This is a genomic window from Paenibacillus sp. FSL H7-0323, from assembly GCF_038002725.1.
GTDB lineage: Bacteria > Bacillota > Bacilli > Paenibacillales > Paenibacillaceae > Paenibacillus_AQ > Paenibacillus_AQ odorifer.
In genome coordinates this window covers 4414439-4438335 of the sequence record NZ_JBBODB010000001.1, presented here as the reverse complement: position 1 = coordinate 4438335, position 23897 = coordinate 4414439, and the positions used below count along the sequence as shown (strand labels likewise).

General features: G+C 44.6%; 20 protein-coding genes. All 20 read left to right on the top strand.

The window, feature by feature from the left end:
- Nucleotides 1-51 precede the first annotated feature (51 nt).
- The 20 genes from MHH89_RS20125 to fliD all read left to right on the top strand — a co-directional run bounded on the left by MHH89_RS20125 (nucleotide 52) and on the right by fliD (nucleotide 23885).
- Nucleotides 52-321, top strand: a complete 270-nt coding sequence (locus tag MHH89_RS20125) for an alpha/beta-type small acid-soluble spore protein (protein ID WP_036681516.1) — start codon at nucleotides 52-54, stop codon at nucleotides 319-321.
- Between the two features lie 339 nt (nucleotides 322-660).
- On the top strand, nucleotides 661-1863 hold the full coding sequence (metK, locus tag MHH89_RS20120; RefSeq protein WP_036681514.1) for a methionine adenosyltransferase: 1203 nt from the start codon (nucleotides 661-663) through the stop codon (nucleotides 1861-1863).
- Nucleotides 1864-2063: 200 nt separating this feature from the next.
- Nucleotides 2064-6098: an Ig-like domain-containing protein gene (locus MHH89_RS20115; RefSeq protein WP_341087976.1), complete on the top strand. Its 4035-nt coding sequence runs from the start codon at nucleotides 2064-2066 to the stop codon at nucleotides 6096-6098.
- A gap of 215 nt (nucleotides 6099-6313) precedes the next feature.
- The gene (locus MHH89_RS20110; RefSeq protein WP_081383173.1) at nucleotides 6314-9046 is read left to right on the top strand and encodes a stalk domain-containing protein; all 2733 of its coding nucleotides are present in this window, start codon (nucleotides 6314-6316) and stop codon (nucleotides 9044-9046) included.
- Nucleotides 9047-9103: 57 nt separating this feature from the next.
- Nucleotides 9104-10264 carry a sensor histidine kinase gene (locus MHH89_RS20105; protein WP_036681511.1) on the top strand — a complete coding sequence of 387 codons (1161 nt, stop codon included), beginning with the start codon at nucleotides 9104-9106 and terminating at the stop codon, nucleotides 10262-10264.
- Between the two features lie 4 nt (nucleotides 10265-10268).
- On the top strand, nucleotides 10269-10991 hold the full coding sequence (locus MHH89_RS20100; RefSeq protein ID WP_036681509.1) for a response regulator transcription factor: 723 nt from the start codon (nucleotides 10269-10271) through the stop codon (nucleotides 10989-10991).
- 135 nt (nucleotides 10992-11126) lie between these two features.
- A complete protein-coding gene (locus MHH89_RS20095; RefSeq protein WP_076123908.1) occupies nucleotides 11127-11570 on the top strand; it encodes a glycosyltransferase family A protein in 444 nt (147 codons plus the stop codon).
- A 137-nt stretch (nucleotides 11571-11707) separates the two neighbouring features.
- Nucleotides 11708-13720 carry a DEAD/DEAH box helicase gene (locus MHH89_RS20090; protein WP_341087972.1) on the top strand — a complete coding sequence of 671 codons (2013 nt, stop codon included), beginning with the start codon at nucleotides 11708-11710 and terminating at the stop codon, nucleotides 13718-13720.
- Nucleotides 13717-14571, top strand: a complete 855-nt coding sequence (locus MHH89_RS20085) for a ComF family protein (RefSeq protein ID WP_254847747.1) — start codon at nucleotides 13717-13719, stop codon at nucleotides 14569-14571. Before MHH89_RS20090 ends, MHH89_RS20085 begins: the two co-directional genes overlap by 4 nt.
- A gap of 169 nt (nucleotides 14572-14740) precedes the next feature.
- Nucleotides 14741-15151, top strand: a complete 411-nt coding sequence (locus MHH89_RS20080; RefSeq protein ID WP_036678678.1) for a TIGR03826 family flagellar region protein — start codon at nucleotides 14741-14743, stop codon at nucleotides 15149-15151.
- A 103-nt stretch (nucleotides 15152-15254) separates the two neighbouring features.
- A complete protein-coding gene (flgM, locus tag MHH89_RS20075; RefSeq protein ID WP_036678454.1) occupies nucleotides 15255-15542 on the top strand; it encodes a flagellar biosynthesis anti-sigma factor FlgM in 288 nt (95 codons plus the stop codon).
- 12 nt (nucleotides 15543-15554) lie between these two features.
- A complete protein-coding gene (locus tag MHH89_RS20070) occupies nucleotides 15555-16055 on the top strand; it encodes a flagellar protein FlgN (protein ID WP_036678457.1) in 501 nt (166 codons plus the stop codon).
- Nucleotides 16056-16109: 54 nt separating this feature from the next.
- Complete coding sequence (gene flgK, locus MHH89_RS20065) at nucleotides 16110-17693, top strand: flagellar hook-associated protein FlgK (protein WP_076282416.1); 1584 nt, start codon at nucleotides 16110-16112, stop codon at nucleotides 17691-17693.
- Between the two features lie 15 nt (nucleotides 17694-17708).
- Nucleotides 17709-18626 (top strand): flagellar hook-associated protein FlgL, encoded by a 918-nt coding sequence (gene flgL / locus MHH89_RS20060; RefSeq protein ID WP_076282417.1) that lies wholly within the window; start codon nucleotides 17709-17711, stop codon nucleotides 18624-18626.
- Nucleotides 18627-18641: 15 nt separating this feature from the next.
- On the top strand, nucleotides 18642-19208 hold the full coding sequence (locus MHH89_RS20055) for a DUF6470 family protein (protein ID WP_076282418.1): 567 nt from the start codon (nucleotides 18642-18644) through the stop codon (nucleotides 19206-19208).
- 114 nt (nucleotides 19209-19322) lie between these two features.
- Nucleotides 19323-19769: a flagellar assembly protein FliW gene (locus MHH89_RS20050; RefSeq protein ID WP_076282419.1), complete on the top strand. Its 447-nt coding sequence runs from the start codon at nucleotides 19323-19325 to the stop codon at nucleotides 19767-19769.
- 1 nt (nucleotide 19770) lies between these two features.
- The gene (gene csrA, locus MHH89_RS20045; RefSeq protein ID WP_076282420.1) at nucleotides 19771-20013 is read left to right on the top strand and encodes a carbon storage regulator CsrA; all 243 of its coding nucleotides are present in this window, start codon (nucleotides 19771-19773) and stop codon (nucleotides 20011-20013) included.
- A gap of 242 nt (nucleotides 20014-20255) precedes the next feature.
- Nucleotides 20256-21458, top strand: coding sequence for a flagellin N-terminal helical domain-containing protein (locus tag MHH89_RS20040; protein ID WP_076282421.1), 1203 nt, complete (start codon nucleotides 20256-20258; stop codon nucleotides 21456-21458).
- A gap of 139 nt (nucleotides 21459-21597) precedes the next feature.
- The gene (locus tag MHH89_RS20035) at nucleotides 21598-21981 is read left to right on the top strand and encodes a flagellar protein FlaG (protein WP_076282422.1); all 384 of its coding nucleotides are present in this window, start codon (nucleotides 21598-21600) and stop codon (nucleotides 21979-21981) included.
- Nucleotides 21982-21998: 17 nt separating this feature from the next.
- Nucleotides 21999-23885: a flagellar filament capping protein FliD gene (gene fliD, locus MHH89_RS20030; protein ID WP_076282423.1), complete on the top strand. Its 1887-nt coding sequence runs from the start codon at nucleotides 21999-22001 to the stop codon at nucleotides 23883-23885.
- The last annotated feature ends 12 nt before the right edge of the window (nucleotides 23886-23897 follow it).

Below are 23897 nucleotides of genomic sequence, written 5' to 3'. Positions count from 1 at the left end.
TGGACGCACAATATTCCTGTAATCTTACAAATTCACAGGAGGTGCTGTAACATGGCACGTAATAATCGTACAGTCGTACCTGAAAGTCGGACAATGCTGAAACAAATGCAATATGAAATTGCAGCTGAATTTGGATTATATGGGGCTCATTATGGAGGCGGGGCAGACACGGAGTTTGCTTCTGAGTTAGGAGCAGTCGGAGGTAGTGGTTCTGGCCGTAGTCAGTACCTTGGGCATCTAAGTTCAAGGGATAATGGGTCTGTTGGAGGAGAAATTACGAAGAGACTCATTAAGCAAGCTGAACAGTCTCTTTTTCAATAATATCAGGGGTTAGGATGCCCTTATTCCTTATCTGATATTGCTTTTTTATAGCGTGAAATCAATATTCATACTCTCACGGGGGGTTCTGTGTTTAATTGACACCACCCCCTAAATAAGATAATATGACTTTTGAGGAAAGCCTTAAACCTTTTCCATATGGAAAAGGTTCATTTTTTGAAGAGTTTAGTGAATGTAGGCATCAAATTTTGCAAAAATCCTTCATAAAAAGAAATCAGGCAAACCTGAATTATTTATATTATTTAGTTTTATTATTTGGCCTGTTATCATTAAGGAATCCCTTATACAGTGTCAGACTAACCATATGGGAGGTTGTTATACTTGTCTATTAAAGGGCGTCATTTGTTTACTTCTGAGTCCGTTACGGAAGGGCATCCGGATAAAATCTGTGACCAGATTTCCGACGCGGTATTGGATGCATTTTTAGTTAATGATCCTAATGCACGTGTAGCCTGCGAAGTAGCAGTAGCAACAGGTCTTGTACTGGTGATCGGGGAAATCAGTACCAAATCAGAGTATGTTGATATTCCTGCCATCGTACGCAATACCATCAAAGAAATTGGATACACACGTGCAAAATATGGTTTCGACTATAATACATGTGCTGTGTTGAGTTCTCTTAACGAGCAGTCCGCTGATATTGCCCAAGGTGTTAACTCTGCTTTAGAACACCGTGATCCTGCTCAAGTAGCTGAAGAAACAGCTAATATTGGTGCAGGCGATCAAGGGCTCATGTTTGGTTTTGCTACGAACGAGACACCTGAACTGATGCCACTGCCGATTGCTTTATCACATCGTATTGCACGTCGTTTATCTGAAGTTCGAAAGAACGGAACCTTGGACTATCTTCGTCCAGACGGCAAAACACAAGTTACGATTGAGTATCAAGATGAAAAACCTGTACGCGTAGACGCTATCGTAGTATCTACACAACATGCAGAGGAAATTTCTCTTGAACAAATTCAGGCGGATATTAAAGAACATGTTATTTTGCCTGTTGTTCCTGCGGAACTGCTTGATGCAGAAACCAAATACTTTATTAACCCAACCGGACGTTTTGTTATTGGGGGTCCTCAAGGGGATGCTGGTCTAACTGGCCGTAAGATTATCGTCGATACATACGGCGGTTATGCTCGTCATGGCGGCGGAGCATTCTCAGGTAAGGATCCAACTAAAGTGGACCGTTCTGCGGCTTACGCGGCTCGTTATGTAGCTAAGAATCTTGTAGCTGCTGGTTTGGCCGACAAATGTGAGATCCAACTTGCCTATGCCATCGGTGTAGCTACTCCTGTCTCGATAAATGTGGATACATACGGAACAGGTAAAATCAGTGAAGAGAAAATGGTTCAACTGATCAGCAACAACTTTGATCTTCGCCCTGCGGGCATCATTTCTATGCTTGATTTGCGTAAACCGATTTATAGACAAACTGCAGCTTACGGTCATTTCGGACGTACTGATGTTGATCTTCCATGGGAACGCGTAGATAAAGCAGAATTGCTAAGAGATCAAGCAGGGTTGTAATTTATCATACGGTCTTATAATATGTTAGCCCGCAAGTTGGCCATGGTGTCAACTCTGCGGGTTATTTTGCGTGCGAAAACGAGCAAGGCTAGTGAATCTAACCATAGAGAAGTAGACTACTAAACTTTGCCAGCCTTTTAGCCGAAATATAAGAATATACATAAAGACGATAGTATGGCTTGAGAGGAGTCTATCACGGAATGAAAAGAAAAATTTCAATATGGACGGCACTTATTCTAGCGGGAGAGTTAGTACTTGGTTCGGGTTATCCTGCTATTGGAATAGGGAATTCAGCAGTGTACGCTGCATCAGAGTTTGGTATAACAGTCTCACCAGCGCCTGGAGCAAGTTATGTAAATATCGGATCATCCCTTAGACTGAGCTTTGATCGTCAAGTAAACCCGCAGTCAGGTGAAATTACTATTACGGGTCAAGGTGATAGCTCACCTTTTTTAACGATTCCTATTGGTAGCTATGGTCTAATTGGTAGTTCAAAAGATTACGAGCTTAAGCTAAATCAACAGTTTACTTCAAACAAGACTTATACAGTGACAATCCCTAAGGGGTTGTTCAAGGATAATGATGGTAATGAGTCAGGTGTTACTTCATGGGCATTTACTACTGCGCCTGAGAGTAATACAGCGATTACGGCAGGCAACTTTTCACCTGCTAATAATACAAGAGTGGATGCAGGAGCCCTTAAGGAGCTAAGTCTAACCTTAAATAAAAACCTGATAAAAGGTGGAGGTTCCATTCGAATTTTGTCGTCTGCAGATAATGCAACCGTTCAAGAGTTCAAAATTAAGGATGATGATACTAGAGTCAACGTTCAGACTGATGCTAACTCTACTACAGTTAAACTAACATTGGATAAAACATTGGCCTCCGGAAGTAACTATTATGTTCTTATAGATTCTTATGCTTTTAAGGATGTTGATAATCGAACGTATTCCGGGATTTCAAGCGGTGATGTATGGAGCTTCTCTACTAAAGGTGTGGCAGAGATTCCAGTGACTCCTGCACCGGCAAACGGATCAGGTGGGGTATCTGCCACTGGAGCCCTACAACTTACATTTGATCGTCCTATGATGCCTGCAGCTGGAACCATAACAGTATCTCCAGGTGCAGCTAACGATGCTAGAACGAGATGGCTTAATGTAAACTCCCCAGCCGTTACAGGAGGAAGCAGCAGAACTATAACATTGCTTCCAGCATCAGCAGCATCACCCTTGCTAAACAGTACGCAGTATACGGTGACGATACCGCAGGGAGCTTTTTACGATCAAGACGGAAATGTATTTCCGGCTTCGGGTGCGTATACCTGGACATTTACAACGGCTTCTTTGACAGGACTTAACGTAAGCGCGCTAAATCCGGCTGACCGGAGTGAATCCATAGCTAACAACAGATCATTTTCTGTCACATTCAATCGTAATGTGAATTATAACAGTGCTGTGGAAAATGGCGTAGCACTTTATAAAAGTGGCGGCGCACAGGTTCCGGTTACTGTTAACCGGAGTACAACTGCTGCAAACGAATATGTAATTACACCTAAAACAGCTTTAGATAGCGACTCAACCTATTATATTGATATTGCTAAAGGAGCTTTTGTAGACGCTATTGATGCTAATGTTATCTATGATGGACTAAGCGGAAAAAATTCATGGAGCTTCCGGACCTTGTCTCAGGACAAAACAGCTCCACAGCTCACATCTGCATCACTCGAGAACAATCGGACCATTCGTTTAAAATACAATGAGAGCCTCAACTCTTCCATTGCACTGTTGATCTCCAGCTTTGGTGCTACGGTGAATGATGAGAATCGTACAATTGAAAGTGTCTATATCCAGGGAGACAGCGCCTATGTGGTACTCAGTACAGGGGTAGCGGTTGGACAGAACGTGAAGGTTAGCTATACAGGTGGCCTGCGGACCATTCAAGATCCAAGCGGAAATGCAGCCAGCACCTTTAGCTCAAAGCAGGTTACTAACACTATCGAGTCCTCCATGCCTACACCCAAAGATGGACGGATCACGGGTAGAACTGTAGCGTTGAATTTCAATGACTCCTTAAAGGCAGTTTCCTCTTACGCACATAGTCAGTTTCTAGTGACTTCAGATGGGGGATCCCTAGGGGTCAACTCCATAAGCTCCAGCGGGAACACTGTATATTTAGGGTTAAATAGCGATGCTTCTAATGGCCAGACCGTTCGTGTCTCCTATTATGCAGGCTCTTATCCTTTGCAGAATTCTTTTGGACAAAATATTGCGGATTTCACAGATTTCTACATTCGCAACAGCAACGATACAATTCCACCCGTGTTCCAAAGTGCAACCGGAGGTGGCAATAAAATCCTTCTGAATTACAATGAAGGCTTGTCAACGACAAACCTCCCGATGAACAGCCAGTTCTCTGTGCTTGTTGGCAGCACTCCTAACTATGTTACGAATGTATCAGTCAGTGGCTCACAGGTCACGCTAACGCTCCAGAGTGCTTTGACGGTGAATCAGAATGTTACTGTATCCTATGTTCCGGGGACTACCGGAATAAGCGATTTAAATGGAAACCGTGCAGCTTATATTAACCTGCAGCCTGTGTCCATCTCGGAAAATAGCGGCACTAGCATACCTGAGATTAGTTCTGCCACCATCAATGGCGACGAGCTTACGGTTACATTCAGTAAAAACATGCAGGCATCTGGTTCCCTCTATGCTAATCAGTTCGGAGTTAGAGCAGATGGAAGCAGTATGGGTGTGCAAAACTACACTTTGTCAGGGGATATTTTGAAAATAACAACATCCTCAGTAGTAAAGACCGGGCAAACTATCGATTTGTCCTATATGTCAGGTTCAGGTACGATCAAGGATCTGAACGGTAATGTACTGTCCTCATTCTCTTCTCTCTCTGTTAAGAACCTAACCGGCGTGAGCACCGGAACGGGAAATCGTCCATCCTATCTAGGGACGCTTGCAACAAGTGAGTTTGGAAAAGAATACGCGCTGCTGAAGAGTGACTCTTCACAAATCGTGGATGACCGTTCGTTATACAATCAATCTGTAAAAAGATATACCTTAAACACAGATCGCCTGACGGCCAGTTATGAATATCTGTATAAGGCAAGTAGTGATACATTAGCTTTTGAGGTGCCTGCTACAGAACAATCGGCCTATGTGACTGTTCCTTTAAAGCCTTTGCTTGATGCTGTAAATCGCAGTAAAACCACAAAATTTATGATACGTTATGGCGATCACTTATATAGCGTAGGACTAGACGATATCGATATGAACGGATTAGCGACTAGCTTGATTGCAGACAGTAAAAATATCTCGCTGGTGTTCCGCTTAGAAAAGGTTCCGGCAGGTACGTTCTCCCCATTTGAGCAAAAGCTAAAAACTATGGGGATGCAGAGCGTTACTAGTCTTATGGATGTCCGGGTGACTGCGATAGTAAGCAGCAATTATTCTAATGCTAAGGCATTATCGGTACCTGGAGAATACACTGTGCGTACAACTTCTTCATTGAACAATGCGCAGACATCTGCTGCTAGACTGGATCTTTCCTATTACGATGCAGCTTATCTGCCAACAAAAGTAAGTACGATAGGTAGCTATACGATTATTCGTGCTCGTACGGAGGGTAATCAGGTGTTAGGAACCTTTATATCAACCCGGGCCTTCTCAGATATGAGTAAGCATTGGAGTAATTCGATCGTAGCTGAGCTTAGTGCAAAGACTATCATCGATAGCAGTTACGGGACTACATTTAGTCCAGAAAAAAAGATTACCCGTGCAGAGTTTGCAGTAATGCTTAGCCGGGGACTTGGTTTGCTAGGCGATCGCGAGACCGCACAGCGCTTCCGGGATGTGCAGCCTTCCACACAAACTGGAGAATATATTGGTGCAGCAGCCAAGGCTGGTATTATTACAGGGAACACGGATGGCTCCTTCCGGCCTAACGATAATATCACTCGAGAGCAGATGGCAATCATGATGATTCGGGCAATGGAATACACCAAACATCCTATTACTTTAAGCGGCACTTCTGCCTCAACACTGGCTCGCTTTAAGGATAAGTCTAAAATTCAGAATCAAAGTGCAGAATTCGTAGCTAAAGCTGTGCAATCTGGGATTATTTTGGGAATGACCACAAGTGAGTTCCAACCTCAGGGTAATGCCACTCGTGCACAAGCTGCTGTGATGTTGCATCGGATGCTGAAGCAAACAGATTATTTGTAGAATAAATAGATTGGTAAAGCCTGGCATTCTGCTGGGCTTTTTTTTATGTTAATAGTTTGTGTTACGAGACTCTATAAAGCTTGAAATCTCTCAATTTCGCAACTTTTTCGCTTATTTTCAGTCTATTAAAAGAGTACTAGAAAAATAGGAACCAGTTTCCAGACTTTTGATAACGGACTTGAAGAGTAAAAAAGAGATGGGAGAGTTACGTCGAAATGAATGAAGTTTTCATGGAGAAGAAGAGTAGAGAAGTTGTTCGGGGAATAAAATTATCATCTACTAAAAAATGGGTTGCCGCTTCATTAGCAGGTGTGTTGTGGATTATGCCGGTAATTGGCAGTGAAGGCTTAGCTATGTTTGGTCATAGTTCCACACCAATTGCTGCCGCAGCCACATCTAATTTTAAAGTAAGCAAGCTGGGAGAAGAAGTAATTACTTCGGGCGCCATTATGATGAAATACAAATATACGGCTACACGTTCAGGAGCGAGTGCTTCTGGCTTGGCGGATGTTATTCGCGTTGACCTCAACAATCCATATGTTTCATTAGATGTTATGACAGGTAAAGGTGGAAACCTGACAACACGTCAAAGTACTGGCGGGATGGCTAAGGAAACTGGAGCCGTGGCTGCAGTAAACGGAGATTATTTTAATACAGGCGGGGAAGGCGCTCCGATTGGTGGACAAGTATCCAGTGGAGTCTTGGTTTCCACCCCTTCGCAATTGGATGGCATGTATGCCTTTGCAGTGACTAAGGATCGCAAGCCTCTTATTGATGAGTTCAGCTTTGAAGGAATGGTAACCGCACCTGACGGCGCACAGTTTGAGATATCCGGTATCAATAAAGGTGCTTATAGTCCTGAAGGTGGAAGCTCTACTTATAGCCATGCTAATGCAATGTATATCTATACGGATGTATGGACCGCACTCGATCGTCCCAAAAACAGCTCAACCACACCGACAGAGGTGCTCGTTGAGAACGGCGTAGTTACTCAAATATCTGAAAATGCTGCGCTTCCTACAGCGGTTCCAAAGGGAGCTTATATTTTGCGGGCCCATGGCTTAGCCGCACGGTATGTTACTGCCCATCTGACGGTAGGGCAACCGGTAACAAGTGTGTACTCCCTGAAATCCAAGACTACGCAGCAATCGCTAGATCCTGCTAATCTGCAAACAATGATTGGTGGACATACAATTCTTGTAAATAACGGAAAAGCTGCAACGTTCTCTCGCTCGACTAGCAGCATTGGCGGTTATCGTGCACGTACGGCTTTAGGATACTCTCAGGATGGACGTTATGTTTATATTATAGCTACTGAAAAAAATGGCAACAGCTCAGGAATGTCATTGACCGAGCTGCAATCTTTTATGACCAATATTGGAGTCTGGAAAGGGCTTAACTTAGACGGAGGCGGCTCTACAACGATGGTAGACCGGCCTCTCGGTGAAAGCTCAGCTACTCTAACCTTTAATACAGAGTATGGCACAGAGCAGCGCAGCATTGTTAACGCGCTTGGTGTGTATACTAACGCACCACAAGGTGAAGTAAAAGGAATTAAAATTAGCGGAAGCACTTCGCTATTAGTTGGACAAAAGGCTACTTATTCGTTAAAAGGTTATGACACTTACTATAACCCTATAGATGTAGCAGCAGGCAATCCTACTTGGACATCAAGCGGAGGAAGCGCAACTGTAAGTGCAGGAGAAGTAACGGCAGTGAAGCCAGGCACCGTTACCTTAACGGCTAAAAGCGGCGTAGCAAGCGCTTCTACAACCCTTACAGTCTTGGGTGGAGATGATCTATCCAGCATGAGTGTAGGCACTGCTACAGCGCCACTGACAGCTGGGACAACTGTATCTGTCCCTGTAAAGGCCTCTACGAAGAGTGGAGCAACCATAAGCGTTCCAGATTCAGCGCTGAAGTGGGAGTTTGTAGGCTTTAAGGGAGTCGTGCAAAATGGCAAGCTTACTGTAAACTCTGTGGATGCAGGGGTTACTACAGGTTACGCTATTGCTCGTTATGATGGATTTAGCACAGCGGTTGTATTATCGACAGCAGCAGCTACAACATGGGAAGATTTCGAGAAGGTAAGTTATCCAGTCAACTTTACTACCAATGTGCCAGCGGTACAGGGGACTGCAACGATAGTAGACGGATCGGCTGAAAGAGTAGGCTCCAAGGTGCTGTCACTCAGTTATGATATGACGGCTGGCAGCGGTAAAATGTACGCTTATGCTCAACTTAACGGCACAAGTGGAAAAGCCGTTCCAGCGCTTGCAACTTCGATGTCAGTTGATGTGATGGGCGATATGAGCTTAAACTGGCTGCGTGCTGAGTTTGTAGATAATAGTGGAGCTACAGCCTATGTAGATCTTGCGAAGATTATCGATTGGAACGGTTGGAAGAACATAAACATCGACTTGTCAGGATCAGGGATTAAATTCCCGGCTACGCTGAAGAGACTTTATGTAGTCAACGTAGAGGAAGGCCAAGATGAACGGGCGAAGACAGGTACCGTTGCTTTTGATAATATCACCTTCACAATGCCTTCACTTTCCAGTGATGCAGGGTTACCAAAGGGTACAGCTTCGATGAGCATCGGCTCCAAAGCAATGACCGTAAACGGAAATAAGAAGGCTATTGATGTAGCTCCAATTGTGAAAGACGGCAGTACTTATGTGCCGATCCGTTATGTGCTGGATGCTTTTGGAGGGAATGCTACCTGGGATCAGGTGAATAAGAAGATCATGGTGTTGCGCGGAGCCAAGGCACTGGATCTGACGGTAAATAAAAAGGAATACCTGTTAAATGGTAAGCGACAAAGTGCTGAAGTAGCACCTATTATTTTACAGGGTAGGACTTTAGTACCTCTGAGACTAGTTTCTGAACAGTTAGGATTAACTGTAAAATGGGAACAGAAAACGAAGACCGTAACTATCGAATCGTGATATGTTAATATATAAGGAAAACCTTAATACGATCCGATAGAAAAGGGGCAAGCATCCGTGGAATTTCAAGCCGATGCGATTGATCGCGTTATTAAAAATACCATCGACGTGATGGAGAGCAGCAAGTATCAGATTTTTGAAATATTGCAGGTTGCACGTGATGAACTTGCTGCACTCAACAAGGAACTGCAGCGGGTCATGGACGAAACGGATGAAACGTTGAAAAAGGTAGACAAGCTGGAGCTACAGTATCACCGCTCCAGAATCCGGCTGACAGAGGTCAGCCGGGACTTTGTCCGCTACTCAGAGAAGGATATCCGTATTGCTTATGAGAAGGCTACAGAGCTTCAGCTCGAACTCATGATGACGCGTGAGCGAGAGGTCTATCTTCGAAGCAGACGTGATGAATTACAAATGCGAGTGCGCAGTGTCGAAAATTCTGTAGAACGTGCAGAGTCAATTGGTTCGCAAATGAGCGTAGTGCTCGAATATTTGTCGGGAGAACTAGGCCAAGTGACGAGAATTGTCGAATCGGCGAAGAACAGACAGATGATCGGACTCAAAATTATCCTGGCTCAAGAAGAAGAACGGAAGAGAATTGCCCGGGAAATTCATGATGGTCCCGCTCAAATGCTGGCAAATCTAGTCCTTAGGACGGAAATTGTAGAAAGAATGCTGGTAAAGCAGGAATTTGGGCTGGTGCAGGACGAAGTAGTAGATTTAAAAGGGCAGGTTCGTAACAGCCTGGAAGAAATGCGTAAGGTTATTTTTAATTTACGACCGATGGCTCTCGATGATTTGGGCTTGATTCCGACTTTGCGGAAATATGTGCATGATTTTGAAGAGAAGACGAAACTGCGGACGACTCTGGAAACCCGGGGACAGGAACACCGACTATCTTCAGCGATGGAGGCGGCGGTATATCGTCTTGTTCAGGAAGCATTGTCTAATGCAGCAAAACATGCCTACCCAAGCTTCGTATTGGTGGAGATTACATACCAAGCGCAGTTAATTAAGATTGTGATTAAAGATAACGGATTAGGCTTTAATGTACAAAAGTTAAAAAATCAGCAAGGTAATCGGGAAAGCTTCGGGCTAGTAGGTATGCGGGAACGTGTAGAACTGCTTGAAGGAAGAATGGAAATTGTATCAGCCGAGAATCAGGGGACAACAATCGTGATCCATATTCCGACGAATGTGGAGAAGGGGAAGGAGTAGTGTGATGGAGAACTTAAACTCTAGTAAAACGCCCATTAAGGTTCTTTTGGCGGATGATCATCAGCTTTTTCGTGAAGGGCTGAAACGCATTTTGAATATGGAGGAGGATATCGAGGTCATAGGGGAGTGCGGCGACGGTATTCAGGTATTAGAGTTTTGTAACGGGACTAAACCGGACATCGTATTGATGGACATCAATATGCCTGTTGAGAACGGCGTAGAAGCCACTCAAAAACTTCGGGAAATGTTCCCGGAGGTTAAGGTAATTATTTTATCCATTCATGATGATGAGAGTTATGTATTTGAGACCCTTCGTAAGGGCGCCAATGGTTATTTATTGAAGGATATGGAGGCTGAATCCCTTATTAATGCCATTCGTTCGGTCTGTGAAGGACATGCCTTTATCCATCCAAAGGTTACTGGAAAGCTTATCAATCAATTGCGGCGTATGACTTACCTTAACGAGACTGGTGTAACTACAGATACAGTGGTGAAGGAAGCTGGTGTTAAATTTATTGCTGGCGACAACAATCCTCTGACCCGTCGTGAAGCAGAAGTGCTGCGTCTAATGGCTGAAGGTAAGAGCAACAAAATGATCGGTGAATATTTATTCATTAGTGAAAAAACAGTTAAAAACCATGTTAGCAGTATTTTGCAAAAAATGGAAGTGGATGATCGGACTCAAGCCGTTATTAATTCGATTAAATATGGCTGGGTAACCTTGTAGAAGCTTCACAGTAATACGTTACATATAGGAAAGAAATTAAATAGACACAGCTTGCTTCCCTGATGGGTGTTCTAGGCAGTCACCGACCTTTTAATGCCGGCATATAGTGTTGGTATACAGAGGAGGTGCATCTCCATGGTAGCCCAGTTGATATGGATTGCGGTTGTTTATGTATCCGCTGCAGTGATGATTCATATGTTGCATAACCGGCAGAAGGTGCGTAAAACACCGCAGTCCGGAAAATGGATTCATTATATTTTTATTACCCGCAATCATGAATCTGTTGTGGAATGGTACATTCGGGCACTGACATTTCAAGCTCTTCTAACCGGAAAACGATTGCGAGTAACGTTCATGGATGATGGTTCGAGCGATGGAACACTTGGGATAGTTTCCAAAATGGCCGCTAGCGGCTGCTCTATCGATCTTGCAACATCTATGTACTCTCTTCAGATGAGTGAAGAATTGCAGCATGAAGGAATTGTAGTAGACTTGCGGCTGTCAGGGCAGTCTGTATCGCTGCCTTTTATGGGGATGGCAGGAAGTAGGGGATGCGAATCAAAGCGCAACAGATCTTAAGTAAATATGTAAGTAACGGGTGAAGCACACTCTCCAAGAACTGGGGGAGTGTGCTTTTTGCATTTGGGGAGACGGAGTCGTGAATTTGGGATCAAATATGGAGTTGCTAAGTACAAGCGAAAGGTAGGAGGGATTTTATGCAAGTCGCTGTATATGCTGTGGAATGCAAGGGGAGCTGGAGGGTTGAAATTTCATTAGATCTTAGCGTGGATAGATGGTGGTGGTCTGTAGCTAGACCGGAGAAGAAAGCTGGGAGTTCCTTAGCGGCGAATAGTTTGGTTCTGCTTTCTTCTGCGTTGCCGCTAGGTTGGGCTGTGAAGCTCCGGGACAACTTTAAACAAAGAAGCGCAATGAGCACCTGGGGGATTAAGGAGTGGGGGCAATATATTAATAGTATGCTTGAGGCTGAGTTGAGAGAGGAGAAAGAGGCAGGGGGACTGTGGGAGGCTCAGTGGTTGAATGATGGAATATTCATATGGAAGCCTAATGAATCAAGTTTCGGAATAGATCAGGACAATAAGAAGAACGAAAGATACGATTGGTGTGAAAAAGAGGATTTTGAATCTGGATTACTAGAATCGGATTCAGAACAATTATTGCGGGCTGTGGCCGGGCGCTCTTTATTGGAGCCGGAAGTAGAAGCGCTGTTGGCAGAAGAATTGCCAGAGCTAGGGGGTTGCTGGCGCCAGGCGGTACAACTGGCGCATCTGCAGGGGCGGCTGTTGCTTACAGCCGCCGTAGGCAATGCGCCCCCGGCTGCGCACGGGGCGCGGGCCCGCCAGCTCCCTGCGGGTGCTGGCGTTATGATGCGTGCGGCGGCTAGGCTGCCGCACTTATTGTGGCGCGGCGCTGTCGCTCGCCGCGCGGTTTCGCGCTGCCTGCGTTGCGGCAGCGTGCCCGCCGGCCGCACGGCATGCGCCGCGTGCGGGCTTATGGGCTGCGCCTATTGCGAGGCCTGCCTCGCGCTTGGGCGCAGCCGGGCTTGTGCGCTGCTGCTGCGCAGCGCAGCACTTCCGGCCGTGCGGTGCACGGCCGCCCTTGACCCCGCCGCGGCCGCAGGCCGGATGGGGCTGAGCCCAGCGCAGGCGGGAGCCGCTGGCGCTGCGCTGGGTTTTCTGGCGGAGGCGCGCAAGCGCTCCGCCAGTACATGCCCAGAGCGGTTTCTGCTCTGGGCGGTAACGGGAGCGGGGAAAACGGAGATGATCTTCCCGCTCCTAGAGGCCGTGCTCGCCGCCGGAGGGCGGGCGCTGGTAGCGACGCCGCGCCGCGACGTCGTACTTGAGCTCGCGCCGCGGCTCGCCCGGGCTTTTCCGGCGGAGGTCATCGCCGTACTTTATGGCGGCAGCGCAGATCGCTGGGTGAGCGGTCGCTTAACGCTTTCGACCACCCATCAGCTCCTGCGCTTCCATCAAGGTTTTGATCTCGTAATCATCGACGAGCTGGATGCGTTTCCATACCATAATGATCCTATGTTGGCCTATGCCGCTGAACAAGCCTGTAAAGTGGACGGCTCTTTCATTTATTTATCAGCTACGCCACCACAAGAAATGCAGCGTTTGGTTCGGTTAGGCAAGCTTCCACATGCCAGAGTGCCTGTCCGCTTCCATGGTCATCCCTTGCCTATCCCGCAGCATTTGAGTATACCTTCGGTTCTAACCTGTCTAAAGCGTGGAAGTTTGCCAAGATCGCTTATACAAAATCTTCAAAAGTCACTGGAGCGAAAAGCACGAATTTTTCTATTTGTGTCTCGAATAGCTCATATCGAAGGATTGCTGATACTACTTCGTCGTAGCTTTCCTGGCGTGGTTATTGAAGGCACCTCGTCCAAGGATTCATTTCGGGCAGAAAAGGTGACTGCTTTTCGCAACCGTATCATCTCTTTGTTAGTGACTACTACGATCCTGGAACGGGGAGTTACCGTGCCACGCAGTGACGTATTTATTTTGGATGCAGACAGTGGTCTTTTTGACGAAGCCTCTTTGGTACAGATGGCAGGCCGTGCTGGTCGTTCTAAAGATGATCCTGATGGCCATGTTGTATTTGCCTCCCCTCAGTGGAGCCGATCCCAGCGTGGAGCGATTGCTCAGATTCGTACTATGAATATCATTGCTCGCCGCCAAGGATATATTCGTAAAGGTGGGGCTATATGAATACCAAGCATACAAGGTTCCGAAAATCTCTGTCTTTCCTCCTTACCCCCTCTGTGCCTCAATGTCTAACCTGCGGGAAGCACAGCCCACAGTTCTCACAGCTGCCTGGTATCTGTAAGAATTGTGCGGAATCCATTCCTTGGATACGCGCTCCACGTTGCTTGATATGTGGGCGTCATGTAGGCTGTCCAGACTGCACTCGCAGCGCTGAGCCCTCACCCATTGTATGTAACCGGAGTGCGGTAGCCTACACTAATGAGATGAGAGAATGGCTCGGTCAATATAAATATCGCGGGAATGAACGATATGCCCCTCTGCTTGGACTCATGCTGGATAGGGCATATTTAACCCTAAAGGAGGAAAAGCAGCAGGGGGCTCTTTTATCTCAGAAAGCATCTTTTTTTCATCTTATTCAACATAAAAGGTACATAAAAAACAGCCTTTGGTCAGCTGATTTATTAGTTCCGGTACCTGTCAGTGATATCAGGTTTCTAGAACGGGGCTTCAATCAAGCGGAAAGATTGGCCGATGTCCTATCTCGGCATAGAAAGATTCCACAGTTACCGCTACTAATTCGTACGCATCATACAGGTAAGCAGAGCTTTAAAGGACGTGCGGAGCGATTGGCAGATATGAAGAATGCTTTTGGAGCGAATCCGGCAGTCTCCACACCATTTAAGGATTGGCTGAAAGATAACTCACCTATAAGCCGTCCTATTCGAATTATTATTGTTGATGATATCTATACAACGGGAAGCACGATTCGTGCTTGTGCCGAAATTCTAAAACAAATGGTTTCTAACTATGATTATGTTGCAGAAATCTATAGCCTAACCTGGGCGCGTTCCTAAAACGCGAAAAATGCATGATTGTGAACAGCTATATTCATTCCATTAAGGATTAGTTGCGGTTGGTAGCGTTTCTTCTGTCCCATAGACGAATTCCTTGCAATCATGTAATCTAGGAGCATAAGAATATTATGCATTGCACAGAATGTACGGAGAGGAGCGGCTGCTTGTTATGAATCTAGACAATTGTCCAAGGTGCGGCCGGTTGTTTGTCAAGAATCTTATGGGGTTGTGCCAGTCCTGTATCAAAGAGCTGGAGCATGAATATGAGATCTGCGTGAATTATTTACGGGAAAACAAAGGAACCAACATTCAGGAGCTCTCCGATGCTACGGGGATCTCTATTAAAGAGATTACCCGCTTTATTCGAGAAGGCCGGATTTCTATAGCTAATGCACCCAATATGATGTACCCTTGCGAAGTGTGTGGTACACTGATTCGGGATGGCCATATGTGTGACAGCTGTCGTAGTCGGCTCAGGAAAGATCTCACGAATGCTGTCAAGGAAAATTCTGCTGAGGATACTACTAAAAAGACATCTGATGGTGCATATCGTGCCATAGATAAGCTGCGTGACCTATAAAATCTGCAAAAAAACGTTTGCAGCTATAAAGAATGTTTCAGTCTACGCCGATAAACTTAGTAAAGATTATCGGCTTTTTTATATTAGAAGGAAGGTGGAAGTTATGAAAATTAACGAGACCGGACGAATTAACGCGATTAATCCGTATCAACGCAGCGCGGAAGCGCAAAGGCAGGAACAAATGAAGAAAAGCACACGCAAGGATGAGGTTTCGATCTCTGATGAAGCGATTCAACTCTTGCAAGCACAAAACACTGGCAAGAATGATCCAGAACGCGCACTTAAGATCGACAATCTAAAGCAGCAGGTCTCCGCAGGTACCTATCAAGTTGATGCATCTAAGCTAGCAGAGAAACTCGCCCCTTACTTTAAGCAATCCTCCGAGAATTAGGTGAAAACATCCATGGCATTGACGACATTAATAGAACTATTGGAGCGGCTAGATGGAGTGCATGTTCAAATGCTGGATCTGGCCGCTGAGAAGAAACAGACAATTATGGATAACAAGGTGGATGCGTTAATCGACATCCTTAACCGTGAATCCAAGCTAATGAAGGTAATTGGGCAGCTCGAGGAAGAGCGAATATTAGCCGCATATACCGTTTTGCAAGGTGTGGGTATTCGTTCCAACCTGAACCTGAACCTAACGGAGCTGTCCAGGCTTATATTTGACCCTGAAGACAAGGCACGACTGCTGCATATTCAGCAGAAGCTTTCGGGCACTTTGCATCGCCTGAAAGAAGCCAATGACCTAAATCAGAAGCTGATAGAGCAGTCGCTTACATTTATAGATTATTCTTTGGATCTGTTGGTCGGAAGACCAAATCAGGATATCACTTATCATCGTCCGTCCGACAAAGGTAACAACGTAAATCGGTCGGGGATTTTTGATGCACGAGGTTAGAATTGTACTGATGAAGTGTTCTGCCGGAGCAGAACATAAGGAGGAGTAAGAAGCATGACATCCACATTTCACTCGATAGAGACGGCGAGACGCAGCCTTTTTACTCAGACCGCAGCTCTTAATACAACTGGACACAATATCGCTAATGCGAATACCGAAGGTTATACTCGTCAACGTGTTAATATGCAAGCCTCTTTACCTATTGAAGCGTACGGATTGTTAAAATCTACCGTTCCAGGTCAAATGGGTACAGGGGTGGAATTCTCATCTATCGATCGGATTCGAGAAATGTTTCTGGATGATCAGTACCGTGGTGAGAACGCTGCTTTCGGCAACTGGAGTCTTCAAGCAGATACGCTCTCTAAGCTGGAAGCTATCGTTAATGAGCCATCCGATACAGGCATTCGTACAGTTCTGGATAATTTCTGGAAATCTTGGTCGGATCTAAGTAAGAACCCTGAAGATCCAACGGCCCGTAAGATTGTAGTGCAAACTGCACAATCTTTGACGGATGCTATGAACTATATGAGCACGCAACTGAATAATCTGGAGCGGGATCTAACCACTAATATAGATGTTAAAGCAAAAGAAGCTCAGGGTTACCTGACCGCTATCGCAGATCTAAATAAATCGATCTATAAGATTGAGGGTATGGGGGATCATGCGAACGATCTACGTGATCAACGCGACCTGATGGCGGACAAGCTCTCCAAAATCGCTAATATTACTGTTGTAGAGACGGAAGCAGGTTATAACATTTCTTTAGGGGGACAACCTCTCGTAGAGGGTGGGGAAGTAACTGCAACCGTAGATGGCGCGTTTCTTAATAATGCTTATGCCTCCGGAACCTTGAAGGGCGGCGAGGCTTACGGAATGATTTTTTCCAATAATACCTATGTTGCCGATTACAAGAAACAGCTCAATGATTTGGCGAGCACTATTGCTACAGGTGACGTTGAAATTACAGTGCCAGCTGGCTCCAATCTTCCTGAGGGTACAGTGTTGACTAGTGATGCCAAGATTACACAAGCTGACGGTACCGTAGTTACTTTGACCGCTGGTCAGGCCATGCCTAAGGGCGCAACAATGTATGAGGACGCCAAGACCATTGTCAAAGGGTTAAACGGGCTTCACAAGTTAGGTTACGCGATGGATGGAAGCGTCGGACGCGATTTCTTTGTAACATCAGGTGAGGCTGGAACGATCAAGCTGAATCCGGAAATTGCAGCTGACGTAAACCTATTTGCAACTTCGTTACGTACAACTATTGATGCTGATGGTAAAACACAGGTTGTTAAAGGAAATAACACCTTGGCACTCTTATTGACTAACCTGAAGGATAGTAAATTTACTAAGCCGGACGGCAGTGTGAGCAACACTGTGGGTGGACTTCTGGGGTCTATGGTTGGCCAACTCGGTATTCAATCCCAAGAGGCTGCACGTCAGACGGATAACTCAGATTATCTGGTAGAGCAGGTTAACTCCCGCCGTCAATCAGTCAGCGGCGTTTCGCTGGATGAAGAGATGTCGAATATGCTAGTATTCCAGCATGCTTATAGTGCCGCAGCGCGTTTTATGACTACTTTTGATGAACTGCTCGACAAATTGATCAATTCCACCGGCACAGTCGGCAGATAAAAGGAGATATAGCGTATGTTGAGAGTAACCTCTAACATGATGAATTCACAGCTTCTGCTTAACTTAAACCGTAATGCACGTACGATGAACGATACACAGCTACAGCTTTCCAGCGGACGCAAGATCAACAAGCCTTCCGATGATCCGGTAGGGATCACGTATTCCCTGCGCTACCGTGCGGAGCTTTCCTCTAATGAACAATATACTAAGAATGTAGATAGCGCACTTTCATGGCTTGATTACAATGATACAGTTCTAGGACAGGCCGGAGATGTTGTTCAAAAGATTCGCGAACTGTCCGTACAGGCTGCGACAGGGACTAATCCACAGTCAGCATTGGATAGTATCAATGAGGAATTGATGCAGTTAAAAGAGCAACTTGTGGATATTTCTAATAGTACGCTGAACGGTAAATATATCTTTAATGGTGAGCAATACTCCACCAAACCTTATGATTTTGTTTTGGGCACGGACGGTACTTACGATGTATCTAAGCCGATTACAACGGATACTGGGCAGATTCAATTTATTGTAGGTGAAGGTGTGCGCATGCCTATCAGTAAGACAGGGAATGACGTATTCGGTAATACGGGAGATGCAGATAATTTGTTTGCAATCATTAATCAATTATCAAGTGCCTTGAAGTCCGGTGATTCCAAAGGAATATCGGCCCAGCTCACTTCAATTGATACAAGGACGGAAAAAATTCTGTCGGCTCGCTCTGAAATAGGAGCCAAAACCAATCGTGTTGAATTGATGCAGGATCGGCTTAGTGATTTGAATGTGAACTTAACGGATCTTCAAGCCAAGACTGAAGATGCTGACTACGAAGGTTTGATTATGAATTCAAAGATTCAAGAGAATATCTATAATGCCTCCTTATCCGTGGGTGCAAAGATTATATCTACTTCGCTTGTAGACTTTATCAGATAACTGAGGTGGTTCACGTTGCTGCAACCAATCTTACAAATTCGTCAGACTCCTGCTCTGTTAGGTATTGACGCTGATCCGGGCACATATTCAATCACTCAGCCTAAGGCGGAATTTAGTGTAACAACTACACCGGGTGAACTAACAGTTCAATCCACTAGGCCTGAGCTGACAATAGATCAGTCCCGTGCTTGGGAGGCTTATAACGGTGGAAAGATGCTGGATATGAACAAACGGATTTATTCTGGGATTCAGCAGTTATACCTTCAGGGCATTGCCAAAAAGGTCGAGCAAGGGAATCGGATGGCTGAGTTTTTTAGACCTGGTAATACGATTGCAGAAGTTTACGGTACAGATACCGAGCCCAATTCTTTTCCGGAGGTTCGCGGCCCGGCATCCTACGATAATGTGGATATTCACATTGAAACAAGAGCCCCACAAATTGATTATCGAGCCGCAAAAGTGGATATTCAGGTGGAGATACATAATCCGGAAATTGAATATACCCGTGGCAAGTTAAATATTTATATGCAGCAATACGCTTCGATTCAGTTTATTCCACCAGAATTGAATGTTCAATTGTAGCTTCATGAGCTATAGATGTGCCAAGCGCCTCTATAGCTTTTGTGCTATATATAATGTAGTAGGCTTTCGTAAGAAGTTAGTTTTGCGCAGCAAAACTTTTGAGGAGTGAATAACTTGATTATAGAAACATTATCTTGGGGTAAACTGGAAGTAGATGAGGAACAATTATATCATTTTCCCAAAGGACTACCTGGTTTTGATGAAGAAACAGATTTTGCTTTGATCGCGATGGCGGAGACGCCGTTTTGGTATTTGCAGTCAATAAGAAGCAAGGGACTATCCTTTCTTCTGGGTGATCCATTTGTTTTTTATCCGTCCTATGAGTTTGAGTTGCCGGATGACGAAGCAGAAGAACTAGGTATAGACAATGAGGTTATCGTTAGGTGCGTTATTACACTGAAGGAAGAAGCTGAGCAGTCCACGATTAATCTTCTTGCTCCTATTGTTTTGAATCCTGTAGGACATTCTGGTAAACAAATCGTGCTGCATAAAGCGCCTTATCATACGAAGCATAGCCTACTGCAAGAGCAACCAGTTATCGATGGAAAGGACGGTGGATGATATGCTCGTACTTTCCCGTAAAAAAGGGGAGTCCATTGTTATTCAAGATCAGATCGAGCTGACAATCTTAAGCGTGGAAGGTGACACAGTAAAGGTTGGCATTTCTGCACCAAAACATGTCGATATTTTTCGTAAAGAGGTATATCTCTCGATCCAAGAGGCTAACCGTGAGTCTGTCGCTCCTCAGCAGTCTGATCTGAATGCATTGATCCATCGACTTCGTGGTGTAAATAAGAATGAATAATTTACATGTAGCACACACATAATCCAGAACCTGGGACTGCTTAATCGCAGATTCAGGTTTTTTATTTTATTTTGGAGAATTTAACCAAGAAATTTCAAAAAAACTTCGATTTGCTCTAAACAGTTGGGTGCATACCGTCGATATATGTATTAGACGCTGAGCCGGCAGGGCGGCCGACCTTAATGGATCGGCGTTTACCACATGGATGTGGAACTAACTTAATTTCAGGGAGGAAATATCAAATGATTATCAACCACAATATCGCGGCGATGAACACTCACCGTCAACTGACTACTAACACAGCTAACACAAACAAAAATATCGAGAAATTGTCTTCCGGTCTTCGTATCAACCGTGCCGGTGACGATGCTGCCGGTCTGGCAATCTCCGAAAAAATGCGCGGTCAAATCCGCGGTTTGGATATGGCTTCCAAAAACTCACAAGATGCGATCTCTTTGATTCAAACTGCTGAAGGCGCTTTGAACGAATCTCACAGCATCCTGCAACGTATGCGCGAATTGGCTGTTCAATCTTCCAATGATACCAATACAGATGCTGACCGTAAAGAACTTCAATCCGAAGTTAAACAATTGGTTACTGAATTGGACCGTATCGGTAACACTACTGAGTTCAATACCAAGAAATTGTTGGATGGTTCTGCAAAAGGTGTAACTGAAGCAGTAGCAGGTACTGCTAAAGTTAACAATAACTCCGGTGTTACAATCAATGCGACTGCATTGGCTGGATTAAATACCGCTGCTGGTGTTACAGGAACGAAATCTAACGTTGACGGTGCTTACATGATCGTAAGAACTGGAACAAATGGAACAGCAGGAGCATTTGATGCTACTGATTACAAAATTATTGGACCAGACGGTAAAGCTTCTACTGACATCACAATAACTGATGAAAACACACTTACTTTTGGTGCTAATATTCTTACTGGTGGTGCAACTACACTAGCAGTTGGGGATTTGAATGCAAACATGAAGGTCGGAGAAAGTATGACTTTTGTATTTGGTAAAGATGTCGCTGCTAATAATAACCTTGATGATTCTATCATGACACAAATCGGTGCGAATGCTGGTCAGACTGCATTCATTTCAGTTGGAGATATGCGTGCATCCGCTCTTGGCGTGAAGTCCATTGATATTTCCTCTAAATTCGGTGCAGCTACTGCAATCGAAACGGTTCAAAACGCTATGCAAAAAGTTTCTTCCCAACGTAGTAACCTGGGTGCTATGCAAAACCGTTTGGAACACACCATCAACAACTTGGGTGCTGCTTCCGAGAACTTGAGTGCAGCTGAGTCCCGTATTCGTGACGTTGACATGGCTAAAGAAATGATGCAACAAACGAAAAACAACATTCTTGCTCAAGCTTCACAAGCTATGTTGGCACAAGCTAACCAACAACCACAAGGCGTTCTGCAATTGCTTCGTTAATTTCTTCTTGTTTGACCAAAGCTCCGGGGAAACCCGGGGCTTTTTTTTCTTTTTTTTCTTGACAGGCATCAAATCCTAAATTATCCCTAAATGAAACCGATATATACAATATAAATTAGCGTCGCTGGAGGTCAGGATAATGAATGTACAGTTTTCACTTACTGCCAGTTCTACGATAAGCAGACCTAGCGGTACAGAGCACAGCACAGAGTCGACATCACAGGTGAAACCACTCTCTCCGATTCAAGATACTAGGGAGATGAGTTTGAGGGAGAAGCAAGGCGTGAACGTGTCTGTTGCCGAAGAACAGCTTATCCGAACCATCGAGCGAGCAGTAAAATCTCTACAGGGCCCTCAGACCACTCTAGATATCAGTATCCACGAGAAGACGCATGATATTATGGTCAAGGTACTTAATAAAGATACCGGTGAGCTCATTCGTGAAGTTCCACCAGAGAAAACGCTGGATCTTGTTGCTAAAATGATGGAAATAGCCGGTATACTTGTGGACGAGAAAATCTAACATTTGGAGGTGCTGATTTGGTTACAAGAATCAATGGATTTTCAGGTATGGATATTGATAGTATGGTCAAAAGCATGATGGCAACTAAGCGTGTACCCCTTGATAAACTCAATCAGGATAAACAGGTATTACAGTGGACTAGAGAAGGTTACCGTGAGCTGAATAGTGTGTTATATGATTTCCGCACCAATAAATTGAACGATAAATATAAAAAATCGGACTCCTTGAATGTGAATAAAGCAGTGACCACAGGTAATACAACCGCTGTGAAAGCCGAAGCTACTGCAACGGCTAATGGGGTCGATATGAAGATAAGTGTAACTAAGCTAGCTACCAAAAACACTCTTCAGACCTCCGGTTTAGGTCAAGGTATACCTAGTTCAACTTCTTTAGCACAGCTAGACGGGGTAGATTTGTCAGAGCTTACTGAAGAAGAAGAGGCTGCATATCTGAGCAAAGGCTTTGACATCACCATTAATGGTGTGAGTTTTAAGGATAGTGCAGGTAATTCTCTGTTTAATGGTCTCACTTCTATATCTTCTCTGGTAGCAGCGATCAACTCTAATACAAAGGCTAATGCTGTTGCAAGTTATGATGAGATTACAGGGAAGTTATCAATCGCCTCTAAAAGTGGTGGTGCAGAAGGAACGGTTAAAGTTGAGACCCCTGCTGGTAGCAATTCATTACTGGCGCTTTTTTCAAAGAAAACAGTGGTGGAAACTAACGGGGCAGGCACAGGTGTCACAAGTGATAAAACACTCGCTGATTTGCAAAAAATGCTGGATGGGAAAGACCCTGATCCGGCTGCTCCGGCAAAATATTATAGTTTTAATATTAACGGGAAGAGCTTTTCATTTAATGCTTCCACTACAATAGCAGATGTCGTAACAGCGATAAATACCAAACCAGATGTCAATGTGACGGCAAATTTCGTAGATGGTAAACTAACGATTACTGGTAATTCCGCTGGAGAAGTGAAAATGAGTGGAGCCTCCTATGAATTTTTAGGTCTATTCAAAGGTGCAGTACCTTTTGCCGAGGGCACGGATGCAATCAAAGAGGTTATTAAGGGCGAGAATGCAGAAGTCACGATTAATGGTGAGGCTATCAAAAACGTTACTAGCAACGTGTTTACTATTAATGGGGTTCAACTAACATTATTGGATGTGACCAATAGCAGCGGTACAGACATTCCTACCAATGTTAAAACTCAAAGTGATCCAGATAAAGCGCTGGAAACCATCAAGGGTTTTATGGAGGACTATAACGCTTTAATAAAAGCACTTAATAGCAAAGTTAATGAAACTAGGTATCGTGACTTTAAACCGCTGTCAGATGAGCAGAAAAAGGAAATGAAAGAAGGAGAAATTGACAGCTGGACAGAAAAAGCTAAAAGTGGTTTGTTCAAAAACAACGATATTGTCACTAATCTTCTATCAAAAATGAGAGAAGCGATAACGGAGAAGCTTGGAAGCCTTAATGCAATTGGTATAACCACAGGGAACTATATGGAGAACGGCAAGTTGGTTATATCGGATGAGACGAAGCTTAAAAATGCTTTAAGTGCAAATCCACAGCTTGCTATTGATCTATTTCAAGGTACCGCAAATGCTCCACAATCAGGTATCTTTAATAAATTAGCAACTAACATTACGAGCACCTTAGATATGATCTCTGATCGCGCTGGTACTAACAAATTCTCTATGGATTTAAATAGTACCTTTAAAGAGGAAAGTGTTATTGGGAAACAACTTAGAAGTTATAATAGTCGAATAACTACTATGCAGAAAAATCTGCAAATGGTAGAAGATCGTTATTATAAGCAATTCTCAGCGATGGAAAGTGCAATGAACAAGCTGACAACACAGTCCTCCAGCCTGATGTCCAGCTTGGGACTATCTTAAAATAAAGGGTGA

Bases quoted from the DNA above. Each gene is read 5' to 3' on its own strand.
- MHH89_RS20125 (WP_036681516.1), top strand. From the start codon at position 52: ATGGCACGTAATAATCGTACAGTCGTACCTGAAAGTCGGACAATGCTG.
- MHH89_RS20115 (WP_341087976.1), top strand. From the start codon at position 2,064: ATGAAAAGAAAAATTTCAATATGGACGGCACTTATTCTAGCGGGAGAG.
- MHH89_RS20110 (WP_081383173.1), top strand. From the start codon at position 6,314: ATGAATGAAGTTTTCATGGAGAAGAAGAGTAGAGAAGTTGTTCGGGGA.
- MHH89_RS20100 (WP_036681509.1), top strand. From the start codon at position 10,269: ATGGAGAACTTAAACTCTAGTAAAACGCCCATTAAGGTTCTTTTGGCG.
- MHH89_RS20095 (WP_076123908.1), top strand. From the start codon at position 11,127: ATGGTAGCCCAGTTGATATGGATTGCGGTTGTTTATGTATCCGCTGCA.
- MHH89_RS20090 (WP_341087972.1), top strand. From the start codon at position 11,708: ATGCAAGTCGCTGTATATGCTGTGGAATGCAAGGGGAGCTGGAGGGTT.
- MHH89_RS20085 (WP_254847747.1), top strand. From the start codon at position 13,717: ATGAATACCAAGCATACAAGGTTCCGAAAATCTCTGTCTTTCCTCCTT.
- MHH89_RS20080 (WP_036678678.1), top strand. From the start codon at position 14,741: ATGAATCTAGACAATTGTCCAAGGTGCGGCCGGTTGTTTGTCAAGAAT.
- flgM (WP_036678454.1), top strand. From the start codon at position 15,255: ATGAAAATTAACGAGACCGGACGAATTAACGCGATTAATCCGTATCAA.
- MHH89_RS20070 (WP_036678457.1), top strand. From the start codon at position 15,555: ATGGCATTGACGACATTAATAGAACTATTGGAGCGGCTAGATGGAGTG.
- flgK (WP_076282416.1), top strand. From the start codon at position 16,110: ATGACATCCACATTTCACTCGATAGAGACGGCGAGACGCAGCCTTTTT.
- flgL (WP_076282417.1), top strand. From the start codon at position 17,709: ATGTTGAGAGTAACCTCTAACATGATGAATTCACAGCTTCTGCTTAAC.
- csrA (WP_076282420.1), top strand. From the start codon at position 19,771: ATGCTCGTACTTTCCCGTAAAAAAGGGGAGTCCATTGTTATTCAAGAT.
- MHH89_RS20040 (WP_076282421.1), top strand. From the start codon at position 20,256: ATGATTATCAACCACAATATCGCGGCGATGAACACTCACCGTCAACTG.
- MHH89_RS20035 (WP_076282422.1), top strand. From the start codon at position 21,598: ATGAATGTACAGTTTTCACTTACTGCCAGTTCTACGATAAGCAGACCT.